Source organism: Georgenia subflava, from assembly GCF_009193155.1.
GTDB lineage: Bacteria > Actinomycetota > Actinomycetes > Actinomycetales > Actinomycetaceae > Georgenia > Georgenia subflava.
This window is the reverse complement of the sequence record NZ_VUKD01000002.1, coordinates 764208-784090: the sequence shown is the minus strand read 5'-3', so window position 1 is coordinate 784090 and position 19883 is coordinate 764208. Positions and strand designations below refer to the sequence as shown.

General features: G+C 73.6%; 20 protein-coding genes. 1 reads left to right on the top strand and 19 read right to left on the bottom strand.

Annotated features, from left to right (window positions below; genetic code table 11):
- Window positions 1–243: 243 nt before the first annotated feature.
- The 11 genes from GD748_RS10105 to rpsB all read right to left on the bottom strand — a co-directional run bounded on the left by GD748_RS10105 (window position 244) and on the right by rpsB (window position 11316).
- Window positions 244–1101 carry a GNAT family N-acetyltransferase gene (locus GD748_RS10105; RefSeq protein ID WP_152195011.1) on the bottom strand — a complete coding sequence of 286 codons (858 nt, stop codon included), beginning with the start codon at window positions 1099–1101 and terminating at the stop codon, window positions 244–246.
- 15 nt (window positions 1102–1116) lie between these two features.
- The gene (gene ispG, locus GD748_RS10100; RefSeq protein ID WP_152195106.1) at window positions 1117–2268 is read right to left on the bottom strand and encodes a flavodoxin-dependent (E)-4-hydroxy-3-methylbut-2-enyl-diphosphate synthase; all 1152 of its coding nucleotides are present in this window, start codon (window positions 2266–2268) and stop codon (window positions 1117–1119) included.
- Between the two features lie 150 nt (window positions 2269–2418).
- Complete coding sequence (locus GD748_RS10095; protein ID WP_152195010.1) at window positions 2419–3729, bottom strand: M50 family metallopeptidase; 1311 nt, start codon at window positions 3727–3729, stop codon at window positions 2419–2421.
- Window positions 3730–3978: 249 nt separating this feature from the next.
- Window positions 3979–5226: a 1-deoxy-D-xylulose-5-phosphate reductoisomerase gene (dxr, locus tag GD748_RS10090; RefSeq protein ID WP_152195009.1), complete on the bottom strand. Its 1248-nt coding sequence runs from the start codon at window positions 5224–5226 to the stop codon at window positions 3979–3981.
- A 4-nt stretch (window positions 5227–5230) separates the two neighbouring features.
- Window positions 5231–5797, bottom strand: coding sequence for a DivIVA domain-containing protein (locus tag GD748_RS10085; protein WP_152195008.1), 567 nt, complete (start codon window positions 5795–5797; stop codon window positions 5231–5233).
- Entirely contained in the window at window positions 5794–7005 is a 1212-nt protein-coding gene (gene rlmN, locus GD748_RS10080; protein ID WP_226921077.1) for a 23S rRNA (adenine(2503)-C(2))-methyltransferase RlmN, read from the bottom strand. The genes GD748_RS10085 and rlmN overlap by 4 nt, the downstream gene beginning before the upstream one ends.
- A gap of 36 nt (window positions 7006–7041) precedes the next feature.
- Window positions 7042–7977, bottom strand: a complete 936-nt coding sequence (locus GD748_RS10075; protein WP_152195006.1) for a phosphatidate cytidylyltransferase — start codon at window positions 7975–7977, stop codon at window positions 7042–7044.
- A gap of 18 nt (window positions 7978–7995) precedes the next feature.
- Window positions 7996–8553, bottom strand: a complete 558-nt coding sequence (frr, locus tag GD748_RS10070) for a ribosome recycling factor (protein ID WP_152195005.1) — start codon at window positions 8551–8553, stop codon at window positions 7996–7998.
- 4 nt (window positions 8554–8557) lie between these two features.
- Window positions 8558–9310 (bottom strand): UMP kinase, encoded by a 753-nt coding sequence (pyrH, locus tag GD748_RS10065; protein ID WP_152195004.1) that lies wholly within the window; start codon window positions 9308–9310, stop codon window positions 8558–8560.
- A gap of 109 nt (window positions 9311–9419) precedes the next feature.
- Window positions 9420–10259, bottom strand: coding sequence for a translation elongation factor Ts (gene tsf, locus GD748_RS10060; protein ID WP_152195003.1), 840 nt, complete (start codon window positions 10257–10259; stop codon window positions 9420–9422).
- Between the two features lie 31 nt (window positions 10260–10290).
- Window positions 10291–11316, bottom strand: coding sequence for a 30S ribosomal protein S2 (gene rpsB, locus GD748_RS10055; RefSeq protein ID WP_152195002.1), 1026 nt, complete (start codon window positions 11314–11316; stop codon window positions 10291–10293).
- Between the two features lie 735 nt (window positions 11317–12051).
- On the opposite strand from rpsB, the gene GD748_RS10045 reads away from it, so the two are divergent.
- A complete protein-coding gene (locus tag GD748_RS10045) occupies window positions 12052–12810 on the top strand; it encodes a M23 family metallopeptidase (RefSeq protein WP_152195000.1) in 759 nt (252 codons plus the stop codon).
- A gap of 4 nt (window positions 12811–12814) precedes the next feature.
- On the opposite strand, the gene GD748_RS10040 is transcribed toward GD748_RS10045, so the two are convergent.
- The 8 genes from GD748_RS10040 to lepB form a co-directional block, all read right to left on the bottom strand.
- Complete coding sequence (locus GD748_RS10040) at window positions 12815–13732, bottom strand: tyrosine recombinase XerC (RefSeq protein WP_226921075.1); 918 nt, start codon at window positions 13730–13732, stop codon at window positions 12815–12817.
- Between the two features lie 20 nt (window positions 13733–13752).
- Window positions 13753–14889: a DNA-processing protein DprA gene (dprA, locus tag GD748_RS10035; RefSeq protein WP_152194999.1), complete on the bottom strand. Its 1137-nt coding sequence runs from the start codon at window positions 14887–14889 to the stop codon at window positions 13753–13755.
- Window positions 14882–16423 carry a YifB family Mg chelatase-like AAA ATPase gene (locus GD748_RS10030; RefSeq protein ID WP_152194998.1) on the bottom strand — a complete coding sequence of 514 codons (1542 nt, stop codon included), beginning with the start codon at window positions 16421–16423 and terminating at the stop codon, window positions 14882–14884. The genes dprA and GD748_RS10030 overlap by 8 nt, the downstream gene beginning before the upstream one ends.
- Entirely contained in the window at window positions 16424–16786 is a 363-nt protein-coding gene (locus GD748_RS10025) for a YraN family protein (protein WP_152194997.1), read from the bottom strand.
- 277 nt (window positions 16787–17063) lie between these two features.
- Window positions 17064–17417, bottom strand: coding sequence for a hypothetical protein (locus GD748_RS10020; RefSeq protein WP_152194996.1), 354 nt, complete (start codon window positions 17415–17417; stop codon window positions 17064–17066).
- A 222-nt stretch (window positions 17418–17639) separates the two neighbouring features.
- Window positions 17640–17942 (bottom strand): DUF2469 domain-containing protein, encoded by a 303-nt coding sequence (locus tag GD748_RS10015; protein ID WP_152194995.1) that lies wholly within the window; start codon window positions 17940–17942, stop codon window positions 17640–17642.
- A gap of 7 nt (window positions 17943–17949) precedes the next feature.
- Entirely contained in the window at window positions 17950–18927 is a 978-nt protein-coding gene (locus GD748_RS10010; RefSeq protein ID WP_152194994.1) for a ribonuclease HII, read from the bottom strand.
- On the bottom strand, window positions 18924–19781 hold the full coding sequence (lepB, locus tag GD748_RS10005) for a signal peptidase I (RefSeq protein ID WP_226921072.1): 858 nt from the start codon (window positions 19779–19781) through the stop codon (window positions 18924–18926). Before lepB ends, GD748_RS10010 begins: the two co-directional genes overlap by 4 nt.
- Window positions 19782–19883 lie beyond the last annotated feature (102 nt).

Genomic DNA, 19883 nt, shown 5'->3' with positions numbered 1-19883 from the left:
GAACTGCTGACTACTTGCGTACCCTTCCATCAGGGGCCTCCATCGTCGTTGAGAGTGAAGCCACCTCCAGGATCTACCTCTGGAGGGACTCCCGAGGAGCGGAGGCCCCGCTCCTTCATGCCATCACTACTTTCAGAGCAGCTCGGACCGGAAGACCTCACCCCGCGCATCCGGCGAGCCGGCCGCAGCGGGCCGTGCGGTCATTCGTTCAGTAGAGGGCCCGGGCCCAGCGCTGTTCGATGCTCAGAACAGCACGGTGGCGTAGGTGCCGACCCGGCGGAAGCCCACGCGGTCGTACAGCGCCAGGGCCGCGGTGTTGTAGCTGTTGACGTACAGCGAGACGGTCGGCGCGAGCCGCGCCCGGACATCTGCCACGACGGCGGCCATGCCGGCGCTCGCCAGGCCCTGGCCGCGGTGGTCGGGATGGACCCACACGCCCTGGATCTGCGCGACGCCCAGCGCGAGGGCGCCGACGTCGGCCTTGAAGATCACCTCGTCGCGGTCGATGCGCACGTAGGTCCGGCCGTTGGCGACGAGCTCGGCCACGCGGGCCGCGTACGCGCCGCCCACGACCGTGGGGTCGTAGCCGACCTCCTCGGTGAACATGGCCACGCTGGCCGGCACCACCTCGGCCAGCTCGTCCCGCTGCGCCAGGCGCACCGCCGGGTCGGCGGGCACCGCGGGATCGCCGTCGATCACCATCGACGGCTGGTCGGGGCGGACCTCGCGCGGCCGCGTCCACACCGGCGCGAGGCGGTCCCACAGGGACAGCACCTCCTCGGCCGGCCCGACGATGGAGGAGCAGCGCCGGCCCCGCCGTCGCACGTGCTCGACGAGGTCGTCCATGAGGAGCTCGCCCACCTGCACGGGGACGAGGTTCGCCCCGGCCCAGCACAGGCCCGCGGGCCCGGCGTCGGGGTCGTCGCTGCCGAAGATGCCGAGCAACTCGGTGCCGGGCGGGCCGGGCTCGCCGAGCCGCTCGGCCTGCACGCCCGCCAGGACGGCGCCGACCGGGTCCCGCAGGCACACCGCCAGGGCGGCGTCGCGGTCACCGGCGTCGAGCGGCCGGACCGTCGGGACCGACCTGCGCCACAGCGCCACGGCGGGAGCCTGCCGTCAGCTGACCGTGACGACGGGAGCGGCGCCGGGCGTCGGACCGCCCGCCGGCTCACCCATCTCGGCCGCGATGCGGGTCGCCTCGGCGATGAGGGTCTCGACGATCTGGTCCTCCGGCACGGTCCTGATGACCTCGCCCTTGACGAAGATCTGCCCCTTGCCGTTGCCCGAGGCCACCCCGAGGTCGGCCTCACGGGCCTCGCCCGGTCCGTTGACGACGCAGCCCATCACGGCCACCCGCAGCGGGACCGTCATGCCCTCCAGGCCCGCGGTGACCGAGTCGGCGAGCTCGTAGACGTCGACCTGCGCGCGTCCGCACGAGGGGCAGGAGACGATCTCGAGCTTGCGCGGCCGCAGGTTGAGCGACTCCAGGATCTGGTTGCCGACCTTGATCTCCTCCACCGGCGGGGCGGAGAGCGACACGCGGATGGTGTCGCCGATGCCCTGGCTGAGCAGCGCCCCGAAGGCGGTCGCGGACTTGATGGTGCCCTGGAACGCGGGCCCCGCCTCGGTCACCCCGAGGTGCAGCGGCCAGTCGCCCCGCTCGGAGAGCATCTGGTACGCGCGCACCATGACCACCGGATCGTTGTGCTTCACCGAGATCTTGAAGTCGTGGAAGCCGTGCTCCTCGAAGAGGGAGGCCTCCCAGACGGCGGACTCGACGAGCGCCTCAGGGGTGGCCTTGCCGTACTTCTCCAGCAGCCGCTTGTCCAAGGAGCCGGCGTTGACGCCGATCCGCAGCGAGACCCCGGCGTCGGAGGCGGCCTGGGCGATCTCCTTGACCTGGTCGTCGAACTTGCGGATGTTGCCCGGGTTCACGCGCACCGCGCCGCAGCCGGCCTCGATCGCGGCGAAGACGTACTTCGGCTGGAAGTGGATGTCCGCGATCACCGGGATCTGGGACTTCTTGGCGATGATCGGCAGCGCCTCGGCGTCCTTGTCGGTCGGGCACGCGACCCGCACGATGTCGCAGCCGGACGCCGTGAGCTCGGCGATCTGCTGGAGGGTGGCGTTGATGTCGTGCGTCTTCGTCGTGGTCATCGACTGCACGGAGACGGGGGCGTCGCCACCGACGTCGACCGAACCCACCCGGATCTTGCGCGTGGGGCGCCGCGGCGCGAGCACGGGAGGCGCTTCCTTGACCGTCGGCATTCCGAGAGAGATGGGAGTCGTCACGCGCCCCAGTATCGCACCCGGGTCGTCACGTACCCACCCGGCGGGGAGTGAGAGCGGTCATGGGGGCCGGGACGAGCCGGCCCCGCGGTCCCCCGCCGGCCGCCGGCCGAGCCCTTCCGACACAGGTCAGCCGGTCAGGCTCAACGGGTTGACGATGTCCGCGTACGCCAGCAGCACGCTCATGCCCAGCAGGAGGGCGACGACGACGTACGTCGCCGGCAGCAGGCGTGCGGTGTCCACCGGGCCGGGGTCCGGCCGCTCGCTCCAGAGCGCGATCCGCCGACGGGCGCCCTCCCACAGCGCGCCGGCGATGTGTCCGCCGTCGAGCGGGAGGAGCGGGATCAGGTTGAACACGAAGAGCGCCATGTTCAGCGAGACGAGGAGCGAGAGCATGTCGGCGGAGCGCTCGGGCAGCCCGTACCCCTCGCCCTCCAGCGAGGCGATCTCGCCGGCGAAGCGCCCCACCCCGACCAGGCCGACGACGCCAGGCTCGCGCTCTTCGGTGCCGAACGCGGCCTGGGCGATGTCCACCAGGCGCTGCGGGAGGGTCACGACGATCTCGACGGTGGCGGTGAAGGTGCCCCAGACCAGGCCGGGCACCTCGGTGACGGGCTGGCGCACGAGCTCGAAGGTCGGCCCGATGCCCACGTAGGGCCGCATCTCGGTGACCGGCTCGCCGTCACCGTCGAGGACCACCTCGCCGGCGTCGTCGACGACCGGACGCTCGGCCGCCTCGGGGGTCACGGTGACGGCGACCTCCTCGCCGTCGCGCAGGACGGTGACCTCGGTCGGTCCCGTGCCGCCGTCGGCGATCACCGTGGCGATGTCCTGCCAGGCGGTGACTTCGGTGCCGCCCCAGAGCAGGACCTGGTCGCCCGCCTGCAGACCGGCCGCGGCACCGGGGGCGGCCGGGTCGCTCGCGGCGCACTCGGTCTGCGCCGGGTCGTCGGGCACGCACTGCTGCACGACGCCGAGGGTGGTGGTGTACTGCCCGACGCCGAGGCCGACCGCGAGCGCCCCGAGCAGGACGGCCGCGATGAGGAGGTTCATCGTGGGTCCGCCAAGCATGACGACGAGCTTCTTCGGCACGCTCAGCCGGTAGAAGGCGCGGTGCTCCTCACCCGGCCCGATCTCCTCCAGCGCGGCCGCGCGGGCCTCCTCGACCACGGTGGCCCGCCCGTCCCGGCGCCGGCGCGCGACCCCGCGTGCCGGGGGGTACATGCCGACCATGCGCACGTAGCCGCCGAGCGGCAGCGCCTTGACGCCGTACTCGGTGCCGTTCACGGTGCGCGAGAACAGGGTCTTGCCGAAGCCGACCATGTACTGCGGGACCTTGACGCCGAACCGCTTGGCGGGCACCAGGTGCCCGATCTCGTGCAGCGCGATCGAGAGCAGCAGGCCCACCGCGAGGATGAGCACCCCGATGACGAAGTCCACGGCTCTTCTCTCCTTCGGGCGGTTCGGCTTGCGGTGCGGGCGGGCGTCGGGCGGAGCCGGACGCGTCGGGCGGACAGACGTGGTGGGTCCATCATCCTCCGCGAACCTGGGAGGCTGCTGGACCGCTCGGGCGCGGAGCCAGGCTGCCCGGTCGCGGGGGCAGGCTGCTCGGGCGGGAGGCGGGCCGCCCGGGCGCGGGGCGGGCTGCTCGGCGCGGGGCCAGGCAGCTGGGGCGCGGGGCCAGGCAGCTCAGGCGCGGCGGGCGACGAGCTCGTCCGCCCGGGCGCGTGCCCAGTCCTCGGCGCCGAGGACGACGTCGAGGTCGAGCCGCTCCCCTGGGGCACCGTCGTGCGCGGCGAGGACCTCCTCGACGACGTCGACGATGCCCAGGTAGTCCAGGCGCCCGTCGAGGAAGGCGGCCACGCACTGCTCGTTGGCGGCGTTGAGGACCGCCGGGTGGGTGGCCGAGGCCGCGGCGGCGTCGCGTGCCAGCCGCACCGCCCCGAAGACGCCCTCGTCGAGCGGCTCGAACGTCCAGGCGGTGGCCTCGTCCCAGCGGCACGGCTGAGCCACCCGCTCGGCACGCGCGGGCCAGGTCAGGCCCAGGGCGATGGGCAGCCGCATGTCCGGCGGCGAGGCCTGGGCGATGGTCGAGCCGTCGTGGAACTCCACCATGGAGTGCACCACCGACTGCGGGTGGACCACCACGACGACGTCCTCGGCCGGGACGTCGAACAGCAGGTGCGCCTCGATCAGCTCGAGCCCCTTGTTGACCATCGTGGACGAGTTGACGGTCACCACCGGCCCCATCGCCCAGGTGGGGTGCGCCAGGGCCTGCGCGGGGGTGACCGTGGCCAGCTCCTCACGGGTCCGCCCCCGGAACGGGCCGCCCGAGGCGGTCAGGACGATCCGTCGGACCTCCGTGCGGCCGGTGACGACCTCGCTGGTCATCCCCTTCTCGTGCCGGCCGGAGCGCAGCGCCTGCGCGATCGCCGAGTGCTCGGAGTCCACCGGCACGACCTGGCCCGGTCGGACCTGGGCGGCGCGCACGAGCGCCCCGCCGACCACGAGGGACTCCTTGTTCGCCAGGGCGAGGGTCGCGCCGGAGCGCAGGGCGGCCAGCGTCGGCGCCAGCCCCACGGAGCCGGTGATGCCGTTGAGGACGACGCCGCGGCCGGCGGCCCCGAGCGAGCCGGCCAGCTCGGTGGCCGCGTCGGGACCGGCGAGGACCTCCGGCGGCGGTCCGGTGCGCCCCGTCCGGGCGAGCTCGTCGCCCAGCAGCTTGCACAGGGGCCCGGCGGCGTCGGCGTCCGCCACGGCCACCGCCGGCACCTCGTGGGCGACTGCCTGCTCGGCGAGCAGCCCGAGGTTCGCGCCGCCGGCGGAGAGGGCGCGGACCCGATAGGTCCCGGCCGGTGCGGCGTCGATCACCTGCAGCGCCTGGGTGCCGATGGAGCCGGTCGAGCCGAGGATGACGACGTCGGTGGGTTCGCTCACGCGTTCACTCGACCGCGACGAGGACCTCGACGGCACGGTCGAGGTAGGCGTCCACCGTGCCCTCGTGGTAGGCGCGGGAGGCTCGGGCGACGGGGAAGGTGGCCGCGCGCAGCTCGGCGGAGGTGAGCTCGCCGCCGTCGTCGAAGTAGGCGACGAGGCGCTCCAGCAGCGCGTCGACCGCGTCCCGGTCGTAGCCGCGGCCGCCCTCCGGTGCGCGGAACCGCTCACCGGCCGGGCGCAGCAGCCGGGGGTACAGGGTGGTGGCGAGGTCGGCGATGTGGTCCATCCACGCCGACTCCCCCCGGGAGGAGACGAAGGCGGTGCGGCGGCGCTGCACGAAGGCCGCCTCGAGCCGGTCCAGGGCGGCGTCGACGGCGGGTGTCGCGTAGCCGTCCCGCACGAGGTCGAAGGCGGCGGAGCGCACGTCCTTCTCGTCGAGGGTGTCGGTGGGGCCGGTGGCCCCGGGCTCGCCCGACTCGTAGGCGGCCCGCGCGCGGGTGAAGAACTCCTCGACCTGCGCGCGGTCGTAGCCGGTGCGCGTCCGCCCCGCCGGCGGGAACATCGTGCTCATCCCTCTCCTCGCTCCTCCGTGCCCGTCTGCGGTGCCGGCGGCACCAGTACCTCGGCGGCGAGCTGGCCGCACGCGCCGTCGATGTCGCTGCCGCGAGTATCCCGCACGGTCGTCGGGATACCGGCCGCACGCAGCGTGTCGACGAAGGCGTTCTCCACGTCGCGCTCGCTCGCGGTCCAGATCGAGCCCGGGGTGGGGTTGAGCGGGATGGGGTTGACGTGCACCCAGCCTCGCCCGCGCGCGTTGAGCTCGTCGGCCAGGAGCTGGGCGCGCCACGCGTGGTCGTTCATGTCCTTGATGAGGGCGTACTCGATGCTGACGCGTCGACCGGTCGCCTCGAAGTAGCGGCGGGCGGCGTCGAGGAGCTCGCCGACCTTCCACCGGGAGTTGATGGGGATGAGCTCGTCGCGCAGCTCGTCGTCCGGGGCGTGCAGGGACACCGCGAGGGTGACCGGGATGCCCTCCTTGGTGAGCTTGTCGATCGCCGGGACCAGCCCGACGGTGGAGACGGTGATGTGCCGGGCCGAGAGGCCGAGCCCCGCGGGCGCCGGGTCGACCATGCGGCGGACCGCACCGATGACTGCCTTGTAGTTGGCGAGCGGCTCGCCCATGCCCATGAAGACGACGTTGCGCAGGTTGGTAGGCCCGCCGGCGAGCTCGCCGTCGCGCGAGGCCCGGGCGGCGAGGCGCACCTGCTCGACGATCTCCGCGGTGGAGAGGTTGCGGGTCAGGCCCTGCTGCCCGGTGGCGCAGAACGGGCACGCCATGCCGCAGCCGGCCTGGGAGGAGACGCACAGGGTGGTGCGCTCGGCGTAGCGCATGAGGACCGACTCGACCATGGCGCCGTCGAAGAGCCGCCACAGCGACTTCACGGTCGTGCCCCTGTCGGCGGAGAGGTCGCGCACCTTCGTCACGAGCTCGGGGACCAGGGTCTCGGCGAGCTGGTCGCGGGCCGCCGCCGGCAGGTCGGTCATGTCGGCGGCGTCGCGGGTGAGGTGGGCGAAGTAGTGCCGGGACAGCTGGTCGGCGCGGTAGGCGGGGAGCCCGAGCTCGACCGCGACGGCGGAACGCTCCGCCGTCGTGAGGTCGGCGAGGTGGCGCGGCGGCTTGCCGCGCCGCCGCGCGGCGAAGGTCAGGGTGGGCCGGCCGCCGGGCTCGACCTCGTGGGACGGACGGACCTGGGGCTGGGCGGGGGTCTGCTGGCTCATGACGTGCGCCATCCTCTCATCCCGCCGGCCGGCGGATCACTGTCCGGCGGTCGTCCGGAGGATGAGGTAGCACACGGGCGCGCACACCAGCAGCGAGTCGAGGCGGTCCATGATGCCCCCGTGACCCGGCAGCAGGGCGCCCATGTCCTTCAGGCCCAGGTCCCGCTTGAGCAGCGACTCGGCGAGGTCACCCGTGGTCGCGGCGGCGACGGCGGCGACGCCGAGCACCACCCCGGCCCACCACTCGCCGTCCAGGACGACGGCGACCATCACCACCCCGACGGCCACGGTGAGGACGAGCGAGCCGCCCATGCCCTCCCACGACTTCTTCGGGCTGATCGACGGGGCCATGGGCGTGCGCCCGAAGAGCACCCCGGCCGCGTACCCGCCGACGTCGTTGGCGATCGTGACGAGGAGGAAGGTCAGCACCATCCAGGCGCCGTCCTCGAGGCGCAGCAGCAGGATCGCGAAGCCGGCGAGGTAGGGCACGTAGGCGGCGGCGAAGATGCCAGCGGCGGCGTCGCGGACCGCCTGGCGCCCCCCGCCGTCGAGCACCCGCCACACGAAGACGCCGCCCGCCGTGAGCGTGAACGCCATGAGCATGGCCTCGGCACCGGCGACCCACGCGGAGACGATGATGCCCACGGTGCCCACCCACAGGGGCAGCACCGGGATGCGGATGCTGCGCTGCGTGACCGCGCCGGCGAGCTCCCACAGGGCCGCGCAGGCGGCCACGACCACGAGCACGACGAACGCCTCGCGGCGGACGAACAGGCTGAGGCCGACGACGGCGAGCAGCGCGAGACCCACGCCGATGGCGGCGGGCAGGTCCCGGCCGGCGCGCCCGGTCGGCCGTGGGTCCCGCGGCCGCGGGGGCGCCGGCTCCACCAGCGAGCTGCGCGCACGGTCCCGCGCCTCGCGCAGGCGCTGGACGGCGCTCGGGCGTTCGGGGGAAGCGGCCTCGTCGGTCATCGCACCACGTGAGCTGGCTCAGACCTCGAGCAGCTCGCGCTCCTTGCCCTCGAGGACGGTGTCGACCACCTCGACGTGCTTCTTCGTCAGGGCCTCGAGCTCCTTCTCGGCGCGGTCGACCTCGTCCTCGCCGGCGTCGCCGTCCTTCTTGATGCGGTCGAGCTCCTCCTTGGCCTTGCGGCGGATCGCGCGGATGGAGATGCGCGCGTCCTCGCCCTTGGTCTTGGCGAGCTTGACGTAGTCCCTGCGGCGCTCCTCGGTCAGGGCCGGGAGCACCACGCGGATGACGTTGCCGTCGTCGGTGGGGTTCACGCCGAGGTCGGACTCGCGCAGCGCCTTGACGATCGCGCTCGACGCCGTGCGGTCGTAGGGCGTGATCAGCACGGTGCGGGCCTCGGGGATGGTGAGGGACCCGAGCTGCTGCAGCGGGGTGGGGGCGCCGTAGTAGTCCACGAGGATGGGGTTGAACATGCCGGCGTTGGCGCGTCCGGTGCGGATGTGGCTGAGCTCCTCGCGGGCCACCTCCACCGCCTTGTCCATCTTCTCCTCGGCCTCGAGCAGGGCGTCGTCGATCACGGCGTCACTCCTTGGTGTTGTGGGGGTTGGCGGTCACGAGCGTTCCGATCTTCTCACCACGCAGGGCCCTGGTGACGTTCCCGGGCTCGCCCATGCCGAAGACCCGCATCGTCAGGTCGTTGTCCATGCAGAGGCTGAACGCGGCGGCGTCGACCACCCGCAGCCCCTGGCGGATGGCCTCGTCGTAGGTGAGGTGGTCCAGCCGCTGCGCCGTCGGGTCGGTGCGGGGGTCGGCCGTGTAGACGCCGTCGACACCGTTCTTGCCGACGAGGACCTCGTCGCAGTGGGTCTCCAGCGCACGCTGGGCCGCCACGGTGTCGGTGGAGAAGAACGGCATGCCGGCGCCGGCGCCGAAGACGACCACGCGCCCCTTCTCCAGGTGGCGGATGGCACGCAGCGGGATGTACGGCTCGGCGACCTGCCCCATGGTGATCGCAGTCTGCACCCGGGTGCGCACCCCGGCCTGCTCGAGGAAGTCCTGCAGGGCCAGGGCGTTCATCACGGTGCCCAGCATGCCCATGTAGTCCGCGCGGGAGCGGTCGATCCCCCGCTGGGAGAGCTCCGCGCCGCGGAAGAAGTTGCCGCCGCCGACGACGATGCCCACCTGGACGCCGTCGGCGACCGCCCGCGCGATCTCCTTGGCGACGGCGAAGACGACGTCGGGGTCGAGACCGACGTGCCCGCCGCCGAAGACCTCCCCGGAGAGCTTGAGGAGCACTCGTCGCTGACGGTGCTTCGTGCTGTCGTCCTCGGTCATGGGGCCTCCTGCGGTGACGGTACTGGTCGGTCGGGCGTGCGTCGTCGCCGCCCGGGTGCGCCGGTGGCCCCGGCCCGTTGCCGGACCGGGGCCACCGGTGAGGGGTACGTCAGGAGCCGACGCGGAAGCGGACGAAGCCGGTGAGGGTGCCACCGACCTCCTCGACGACCTTGCCGACACTCTTCTTCGGGTCCTTGGCGAACGCCTGGTCGAGCAGGACGTTCTCCTTGAAGAAGCCGTTCATGCGGCCCTCGGTGATCTTCGCCAGCGCGGCCTCGGGCTTGCCCTCGTTGCGGGCGGTGTCCTCGGCGATGCGACGCTCGGAGTCGACGACGTCGGCCGGGACGTCACCGCGGCTGAGGTAGCTCGGGGAGTACGCGGCGATGTGCATCGCCACGTCGCGCGCCACCTCGGCGCCGGCGGCGTCGGAGGCCACCAGCACGCCCACCGACGGCGGGAGGTCCTTGGCGGTGCGGTGGAGGTAGCTGGAGACCTTCTCGCCGCTGACGCGCGCCACGCGGCGCACGACGATCTTCTCGCCGATGGTCGCGGCGATGCCGTCGACCTTGGCGGCGACGGTCTCGCCGTCGACCTCGGCCGCGAGCAGCGAGTCGACGTCGGCGGCCCCGGAGGCCACCGCAGCGGCCAGCACCGAGTTCGCGAAGTCGATGAACGACTGGTTCTTCGCGACGAAGTCGGTCTCGGAGTTGACCTCGACCAGGACACCGACCTCACCGGCGCCGTCGGCGACGATCTCGGCGGCGACCAGGCCCTCGGCGACCGTGCGGCCCTCGCGCTTGGCGACGCCCTTCAGCCCCTTGACGCGGATGATCTCCAGCGCCTTCTCCTGGTCACCGGCGGCCTCGTCGAGGGCCTTCTTGACGTCGAGCATGCCCGCGCCGGTCTTCTCGCGCAGGGCCTTGATGTCAGCGGCGGTGTAGTTCGCCATGGATGATCCTCTCCAGATCAGCGTGGGTGGGTCAGGCCTGCTCGTTGTCGGCCGGGGCGTCGGTGGCCGTCGCGGCCTCCTGGGCGTCCTGGGCGGCGACGGAGTTGTCCGCGACCTGCGTGGTGTTCGCGTCGTCAGCCTCGGTGACCGGGGCGGGCGTCTCGGCGGCCTCGGCGGCCTCGGCGACCTGCTCGGCGTCGTGGGTGGAGCCGGCCGTCTGCTCAGCGGCGGCCACGGCCTCGGCCGGGGCGTCGGCGGCGGCGACCGAGGTCTTGGTGGACTGCTCGGCCTCGTGGCTCTCGAGCAGCTCGCGCTCCCACTCGGCCAGCGGCTCGGCGGCCGTGGTCGACTCGGCGGAGCCACCGCCGTGGCGGGTGACGAGACCGTCGGCCGCGGCGTCAGCGATCACGCGGGTCAGCAGGGAGACGGCGCGGATGGCGTCGTCGTTGCCCGGGATCCGGTAGTCGACCTCGTCGGGGTCGCAGTTGGTGTCGAGGATCGCCACGACGGGGATGTTGAGCTTGCGGGCCTCGGCGACGGCGAGGTGCTCCTTCTTGGTGTCCACGATCCACACGGCGGAGGGGATCTTCGCCATGTCGCGGATACCGCCGAGCGTGCGCTCGAGCTTGTCCTTCTCGCGGCGCTGCATGAGCAGCTCCTTCTTGGTGAAGGAGGAGGAGGCGACGTCGTCGAAGTCGACCTGCTCGAGCTCCTTGAGGCGCTGCAGGCGCTTGTGCACGGTGCCGAAGTTGGTCAGCATGCCGCCGAGCCAGCGCTGGTTGACGTAGGGCATGCCCACGCGCTGCGCCTGCTCCGCGATGGCCTCCTGGGCCTGCTTCTTCGTGCCGACGAAGAGGATGTTGCCGCCGTGGGAGACGGTCTCCTTGACGAACTCGTACGCACGGTCGATGTCCTTCAGCGACTGCTGGAGGTCGATGATGTAGATGCCGTTGCGCTCGGTGAAGATGAAGCGCTTCATCTTCGGGTTCCAGCGTCGGGTCTGGTGCCCGAAGTGCACGCCGCTCTCGAGGAGCTGGCGCATGGTGACGACGGCCATGGCTCGTCCTTTCCTGGTGCGGTCTCGCCGCACGCGAAGGGGCCCGCGGACGCTCGACGTCTCCGCCGTCGCGTCGTGGCCCGTATTCCGGTTGTCTGCCCGCGACCGGTTGGCCGCGGGACCCTGGTGCCTGCGACGAGCTGAGCACCCGTTTGCACGGGACCGCTGCTTCTCTCGCCTCGTCGACCGAGGCCGTCCGGGCCTGCCGGGGGCTGGTGCGACGACGTGCGGGCACGCGATGTCAACCGACTCTCGCCGGTTGCGGGGTCCATGCTATCCGATCCGGCCCGGGCACCGGCACGCGGGCCGGTGCGGCAAGCGTCACGCGGACCGGCGCGGCAGTCGTCGCGCAGACCGGCGCGGCGAGCGCCACGCGGACCGGCGCCGCCGAGGTGGCTGTCCACGCAATTTCCCTTCCGATGTGGTTGCCCTGGAAGTTTCGCTGCCGATGTGGTCGCCCTGGCGACCAGATCGGCAGGGAAGTTGAGCTGTGCGCGTTCGACGCGACCACCCACCCGAGCCCGATCCCAGAGTTCGGCGGGTACGGCGGGTACGGCGGGTACGGCGAGCGTCCGCGGACAGGCCGCCGACCTGCCGTGACAGCAATCCACGGCGCGCTTCCCGGCTCCGCGCGCATGCAGGGTCGCCTCCACAGGGCCACGGCGATGCCACCTCGTCCACAGGCAGTGACGTCGTCGCGGCTCGGCACCGTCCCGGCGCGGCAGCGTTCCTGTCATGACCTCGACACCACGGCCGCGCCCGGCCCTTGCGGTCCTGCTCGCCGTGGCGGGCCTGGCCCTGTCCTCGGCCGCCGTCGCCGGCCCCGCTGCGGGTGGCAGCCCCGCAGGCACGCTGCCCCGCACCGTCGTCGTCGGGGACACCACCCGAAGGGCTGCTCCCAGCACCGCACCCGGCGCACTCCTCGCCGGGCACGCCGCTGCCGCGGTCACGCGTGCGGAGTCGGACGCCGCCGGTGCGGCCGCAGGGGGGCCTGCACCGGCGAGCGGTCCGTCAGGGGCGTCCTCCCCGTCCGCGCTGCTCCGTCGCGCGGCGCCGGCGGGCGACTACCGCTGGCCCACCGGGGCGGAGGCCGACCTGGTACGCGACTTTGACGCCCCCGAGGCTCCGTGGGGTCCCGGACACCGCGGCGTCGACCTCGAGCTCGCGGCCGGCTCGACCGTGCACGCGGCCGCGGACGGGGTCGTGGTCTTCGCGGGCACGGTGGTGGACCGGCCGGTAGTCTCCGTGGAGCACCCGGACGGTGTCCGCACCACGTACGAGCCGGTCAGCCCGGCCGTGGTCGCCGGCCAGCGGGTGCGGGCCGGCGACGTGCTGGGCGAGCTCGAGGCCGGACATTGTCCGCCGTGGGAGCTGACCACCTGCCTGCACTGGGGCGCACGGACCTCGGCGAGGACCTACGTCGACCCGATGGACCTGCTGGGTGTCGACGTCGTGGTCCGTCTGCTGCCCGCGACGATGGACCTCGCCGGCTGACGGCTCAGGCCCGCGGGTGGGCCTGGGTGTAGGCCGCGCGTAATCGCTCCGGCGTGACGTGGGTGTAGCGCTGGGTGGTGGCCAACGAGGCGTGCCCGAGCACCTCCTGGACGGTGCGCAGGTCCGAGCCGCCGGCGAGCAGGTGGGTGGCCGCGGAGTGCCGCAGGCCGTGCGGGGCGAGGTCGTGGACACCGGCGACGGCGGTGAGCCGGTGCAGCATGCCGCGCAGGGTGCGCGGGTCGAGCCGACCGCCCCGGGCGCCGAGGAAGAGCGCTGCGCCGGTCGTGGCCGAGACGAGGCGCCCGCGCCCCCGGTCGAGCCAGGTCGACAGGGCCCGTGCGGCAGGGATCCCGAAGGGCACGACCCGCTCCTTGTCGCCCTTGCCGGTCACCCGGACGGTGCGCTCGGCGAGGTCGACGTCGCCGACGTCGATCCCGACGAGCTCACTCACCCGGACACCGGTCGCGTAGAGCAGCTCGAGAGCGGCCCAGTCGCGCACGTGGAGGGCGTCGCCGTCGTCCGCGCGCTCCTCGGCGACCTTGAGCAGGTGCGCGGCGTCCTCGACGCCGAGCACGACCGGCAGGTGACGGTCCGGGCGCGGGCTGCGCAGCCGGGCACCGACGTCGACGTCGAGGTGGCCGGCGCGGTAGGCCCAGGCACAGAAGGTGCGCACCGCGGCCGCGCGCCGGGCCAGGGTCGCGCGGGACATGCCGCGACGCTGCTGGTCGGCGAGCCACGCGCGCAGGCCGGTCAGGTCGAGCGAGGCAAGGTCGGTGCCGGTGTCACCGAGACGGGCCAGCAGCGAGGTGACGTCCTGGACGTAGGCGCGCACCGTGTGCGCGCTCAGGCCGCGCTGCAGGGACAGGTGGCGTGCAAACGCGTCGACGACGGCATCGCCGCCGGCTGCGCTCCCGTTGCCCACCCGCCCACGGTACGCGGCCCTCAGCTGCTGCGCGTCCAGGTGCTGCCGGTGCGTCTGGCTCTCCCGGCCAGCTCGAGGTGACCGAGCGCGGCGCGCACCTGGTCCACCGGCAGGCCAGCGGTGCGGGCGAGGTTCGCAACGGGGGCCGAGCCGCGCACCGGGAGCGCGTCGAGCACTCGGGACGCCGTCACGTCCAGGCCGTCCAGCAGCCCGGGCTGGACCGGCGGGTCGCTGGTCAGGTGCTCCCCGACCGGCGCCACGAGCTCGAGGACCTCCGCGGCGTCGGTGACGCACACGGCACCCTGCTCGCGCATGAGCCGGTGGCAGCCGGCCGAGGCCATCGAGGTGACGGGGCCGGGGACCGCGCCGACCGGCCGGCAGAGCTTCGCGGCATGCCCGGCGGTACTCAGGGCGCCGGAGCGCCAGGCGGCCTCGACCACCACTGTCCCGGCGCCGAGCGCGGCGATGAGCCGGTTGCGGGCCAGGAAGCGCGAGCGGCTCGGCGCGCAGCCCGGCGGCACCTCGGACACGACGGCGCCGGTCGCGACGATCGCCTCCAGCAGGGCTGTGTTGCCGGCCGGGTAGAGCCGGTCGACCCCGCCGGCGAGGATCGCCGTCGTCGTCCCCGACACCGTCAGCGTGCCGCGGTGGGCGGCTGCGTCGATGCCGTAGGCCCCGCCGGAGACGACCGTGGCACCGGACTCGGCCAGCCCGACGGCGAGCTCGGCGGCCACCCGCTGCCCGTACGAGGTCGCCGCGCGTGAGCCGACGACCGAGACGGCGAGGGTCCCGCCCAGCGGTGCGGCGCTCCCGCCGCGCACCCACAGCGCGAAGGGCGGGTCCTCGAGGTCGTCCAGGGCCGCCGGCCACCGGGCGTCACCCGGGACGAGCAGATGACCGCCGAGTCGGTCGAGCACCTCCAGCTCCCGGCGCACGTCGAGGTTCTCGAGGCGCGGCGCCCACCGGGCCACTGCGGCCTCCCACGGCGGCGGCGTCCGCACACCGCCGTCGGCGGCGAGCAGCAGCCAGTCGAGGGCCTCGACGCCGCCCAGATGGGCGACGAGGCCGACCGCAGCCGGGTCGCCCGGCTCCACCAGGCGGCTCCATGCCGCCGCGGCGAGGCGCTCGTCGCTCGTGTCGAACGGCAGGTCAGCCATCGGTGCCTCCTCGGGTGCGCAGCCCCAGCGCGGTGCCGACGTCGTGGATGGTGGGCCGGTCGTGCCCCGCCAGGTCGCTCAGGGTCCAGGCGAGCTTCAGGACGCGGTCGACACCCCGCATGCTCAGCGCGCCGCGGTCCATGGCCCGCTCGAGAGCGAGGCGCACGTCGGCCGGCAGGTCTGCGTCGGGCCCGCGCAACCACGCGCCGGGCACCTCGGCGTTGGTGCGCCACGGGGTTCCCGCGAGCCTGGCGGCCTGGCGTCGGCGCGCCGCGGCGACCCTCGCGCCGACCGTGGCGGAGGACTCCGGGGCGGCCGCGAGAGCCAGCATGGCGCGGGTGACGGGCTCGACGTCGACCTGGATGTCGATCCGGTCCAGCAGGGGGCCGGAGAGGCGGGACAGGTATCGCCGGCGTTCGGCAGCGGTGCAGGTGCAGCTCAGGCCCTTGCCGACGCCCTTGCCGCAGGGGCAGGGGTTGGCGGCCAGCACGAGCTGGAACCGGGCCGGGTAGCGGGCGGTGCCGGCCGCGCGGTGCAGGACGAGCTCGCCGTGCTCGAGGGGCTGGCGCAGCGTCTCGAGCACTCGCGGCGAGAACTCGGGCGCCTCGTCCAGGAGGAGCACGCCCCGGTGGGCGCGGGTGGCCGCACCGGGACGTGGGATGCCGCTGCCGCCGCCGATGACTGCAGCGGGAGTGGCGGTGTGGTGCGGGTCCTCGAACGGTGGGCGCCGCAGCAGGCCGGCGGCGGGATCGAAGGTGCCGGCGACCGAGTGGACGGCCGTCACCTCCACGGCCTCGGGCTCGCTGAGGTCCGGGAGCAGGCCGGGGAGCCGCGCCGCGAGCAGGGTCTTGCCGGCACCCGGGGCGCCGAGGAGGAAGAGGTGGTGACCGCCGGCGGCGGCGACCTCGAGCGCGAAGCGGGCCTCGTCCTGGCCGAGCACGTCCGCGAGGTCGGGGTCCGGGGCGGGTTCGGCCGCCACCGGACGGGCGGCCGTGTGCGTGACGAGCTGCGGCACCCGGGCGTCGCCGCCGTACTGCCGGACGAGCTCGGCCAGGTGCTCGATGCCGTGCACGCGTGCGCCGGGTACCAGCGTGGCCTCGGCGACGTTGCCCGCCGGGACCACCACCTCGGTGCGACCGGCGGCGACAGCCGCCGCGACCGCCGGCAGGACGCCGCGGACCGGGTGCAGCCGGCCGTCCAGCCCGAGCTCGCCCAGGTGGACGGTGCGGGCCGCCACGTCCTGACCGGGCATCCCCGCCGCCACCAGCACCGCGACAGCCAGGGCGAGGTCGAGGCCAGTGCCCGACTTCGGCAGGGACGCCGGCGAGAGGTTGACGGTCGTGCGACGGTTCGGCCAGACCACCTCGGAGCTGGTCACCGCCGAGCGGACCCGCTCGCGCGCCTCGTTGACGGCGGTGTCGGGCAGGCCGACCAGGGTGAACGCCGGCAGGCCCTGGCTCATGTGGGCCTCCACCTCGACGAGATGGCCGGTCAGCCCCACCAGGCAGACCGTCCACGTACGTCCGAGACCCACTCAGCCCACCGCCCTGAGGTGCTCGACCAGCGCAGGCCCGGACGCGCGTGCCAGCACGGCGACGACGTCGACGCGCACTCCCCCGGCGTGCCGGTCGTGCGCGCGCAGCCACAGCGCCGCCAGCCGCCGCAGCCGGGCGAGCTTGGCACGGGTGACGGCCTCCGCCGGGGGGCCGTAGGTCGTCGACCGGCGGGTCTTGACCTCGACGAAGACGATCTCGTCAGTGCCCCGGTCGAGCGCGACGAGGTCGATCTCGCCGTCCCGGCAACGCCAGTTCCGCTCGATCACCTCGAGCCCGTGGTCGGTGAGCAGCCGCTCGGCGACCCGCTCGCCGTACCGGCCCACTGCGTCTGTCGCTCGCACGACCATCACCTCCACGGACACCGTGCCTGCGGGACGGCCCCTGACGGTCTCCTCGGTGGTCGTCCTGTGGAGGCGACGGCACGAGGGTGCGGCCTGTGGAGGCGACGACAGGAAAGTGCGATCCGTGGAGGTGACGGCAGGAAGGTGCGACCTGTGAAGCCGACGGCAGGAAGGTGCCCGCCACCTGTGGACGCGGATCCCGGGTGCTGCCGGGAAGACGGACGGCGCCGACAAGCGGCGCGGACGAGACGAGCGGCGCGGGTGGAGTAGCCGCCCCTCACCACCCCAGGACGAACCCTGAAGCGCCCAAGGTCCAGCCGAGTCCGAGTATCGCGACGACGACAAGCCCGCCGAGCAGCACCTGCGCCACGGTGCGAGCACGTGGCGACGCGGCGACGGCGTTGGTGACGAAGGTGGCACCGGCCAGCGCGATCGTGGCCGCACCGGAGACGAGACCTGGCACGCGTCGCGCGTCCGCTGCGCAGCTCGCCGGGGCCGGGTAGATGGCCTGACAGACGGTCTCCATGCCCTGCATGAGCCAGAGCAGGACGACGGTGGCCACCGCGATGATCACCGTCAGGACCGCGGTGCGTCGGCGTGAGGCGGCGAGCGAAGGTGCGGGAGCCGTCATGGCCTGAGCATAGGAGCAGGCCGGTCGCCAGCAGACCGACAGCACCACAGCGCCGCCTGAGCACGGTGCAGGCCGGTCGGCAGCAGACCGACGTCACCACAGCGCCGAGAACGTCCTTACCGTTCGATCAGACGGCCCAACGCCCGCGTGGAGCGTTCTCGCCTACGGAACGATGGCGGCGCCCCGGGACCCGGCGCTGTCAGGTCGCGCCCAGCGGTCCGGTCAGGGCACCTCGAGCTCGCGCTTGGCGAGCTCCTCGACATTGACGTCCTTGAACGTCACCACGCGCACATTTTTCACGAAGCGGGCGGAGCGGTAGACGTCCCACACCCAGGCGTCGTTGAGGGTCAGCTCGAAGAAGACCTCGCCCCCGGCGGAGCGCACCTGCACGTCCACATGGTTCGCGAGGTAGAACCGGCGTTCGGTCTCGACGACGTAGCTGAAGAGTCCGACGACGTCGCGGTACTCGCGGTAGAGGTCGAGCTCGAGCTCGGTCTCGTAGTTCTCCAGGTCCTCAGCACTCACCGGTCCATCATGCCCTCCCGGCGGCGACCGTCGCGCCGGCCCCGACCGCTGCGGCGCGATCCGGGGCGAGCCCGTCCCCGCCGTCGCTCCCGGCGACGTCGTAGGTGACGCCCTCGCTCCCGCCGTCGTACCCGGAGCCGTCGTAGTCGTCGTACTCGGCGCCGTCGTACCCGGCGTCGTCGAGACCACTGACCTCGAGACCACCGGCGCCGTCGATGCCCGCCGCGCCGCCCAGTCCGGGCAGCCGCCAGGACCGGCGGTGCAGCTCGCACGCGCCGTGCTCGGCCAGCGCGGCCACGTGCTCGGCCGAGCTGTAACCCTTGTTACCCGCCCACCCGAACTGTGGGTGCTCGGGGTCCAGCCCGACCATCAGCGAGTCACGGGTGACCTTGGCTAGCACGCTGGCGGCAGCGACGACGGCGCAGGAGGCGTCCGCCTTGACCTGCGTGCGCACGGGCGGCGTCGCCACCTCCTCGCCGGTGCCGGGGACCAGCACGTCCGGCAGCTGAGGCGCGAACAGCTCGGTCTGGGCCGGCTCGCTCAGCCAGTCGTGGACGCCGTCGAGGATGACGATGCCGGGGACGAGGCCCGCGCCGGCCAGCTCCGCGAGGGCGCGCCGACCGGCCAGCCGGAGCGCCGCGATGATCCCGATCTCGTCGATCTCTGCCGGGCTCGCGTGGGCGACTGCCCAGCCGGCGCACCAGCGGCGGACCGGCGCTACGAGGTCCTCGCGCGCCTGGGCGCTCAGCAGCTTGGAGTCCGCCAGCCCCTTCGGCATCCGTCGCGACGTGGTGGCACCCACGACGGCGACCCCGACGCTGACCGGTCCGGCGAGCGCGCCGCGGCCCACCTCGTCCATGCCCGCCACGAGCCCGCCGTCGGGCAGGGCGGCGAGCAGCTCGTTCTCGAGCCGGCGGCTCGGGACGGTCCGCCGGGCGGGACGGCGGACCTTCGGTGCGGCGGGCGCCGTCCCGGTCCGCGTCATGACGCCTCCGGGACGTCGGCGAAGGTCTCCTCCGGGTTGCTCAGGAGGGTGAGCCGGTCGGCAGGCCACAGCACCACGAAGGCGCGCCCGACGATCTGCTCGATGGGCACCATGCCACCGCCCGGGTCGCCGAGGTGGGCCCGGGAGTCCTCCGAGTTGGAGCGGTTGTCGCCCATCAGCCACACGCGGTCGGCCGGGACCTCGACGTCGAACTCCATCTCGCTGGGGTTCGTGCCGGGCTTGAGGTAGGGCTCCTCGATCGGTTCACCGTTGATGACGAGCTGTCCGTCGGCGGAGCAGCAGACGACGTTGTCGCCGGGCAGGCCGATGATGCGCTTGATCAGGTGGTGGCCGGCGTCCTGCGGCAGCAGCCCGACCCACGTCAGCACCTCGATGGCGGTCTGCTGCCAGGCGGGCCGGTTGTCGGGGGGCATCTCGCCGAGCCACCCGCCCGGGTCGACGAAGACGACGACGTCACCGCGGTCGAGCTCGAAGGGGCCCGGCGCGAGCTTGTTGACCATGACGCGGTCCCCGATGGCGAGGGTGTCCTGCATGGAGCCGGACGGGATGTAGAACGCCTGCGCGAGGAAGGTCTTGATGAGGATGGACAGCACCAGCGCGGAGACCATCACGGTCACGGTCTCGCGGAACCACCCGCCGCGGCGCGACTCCTCGGTCCGAGGCACCCGGCCGGCGGCGCCACCGCGGGGGTCGGTGCCTGCCGCGTCCTCGTGGCCGGCCGGTCGGCCGGGCGGATAGCTCGGCGGCATCGAGGTGCCTGCCGGGTCCTGCGCGGGGGCCTCGCGCCGTCGCTCGCCGCGCTCGCCGGGCAGGTCGGTGCTGTCGCTGGTCACCTCGACGGTTCAGCTCCCCTCGTGCAGTTTGTTCGCGGGTCCTGCGGCCCGGCGCATGCGGGGTCGTGGGACGACGATACAAGGCCAGGACGCACAACTGCC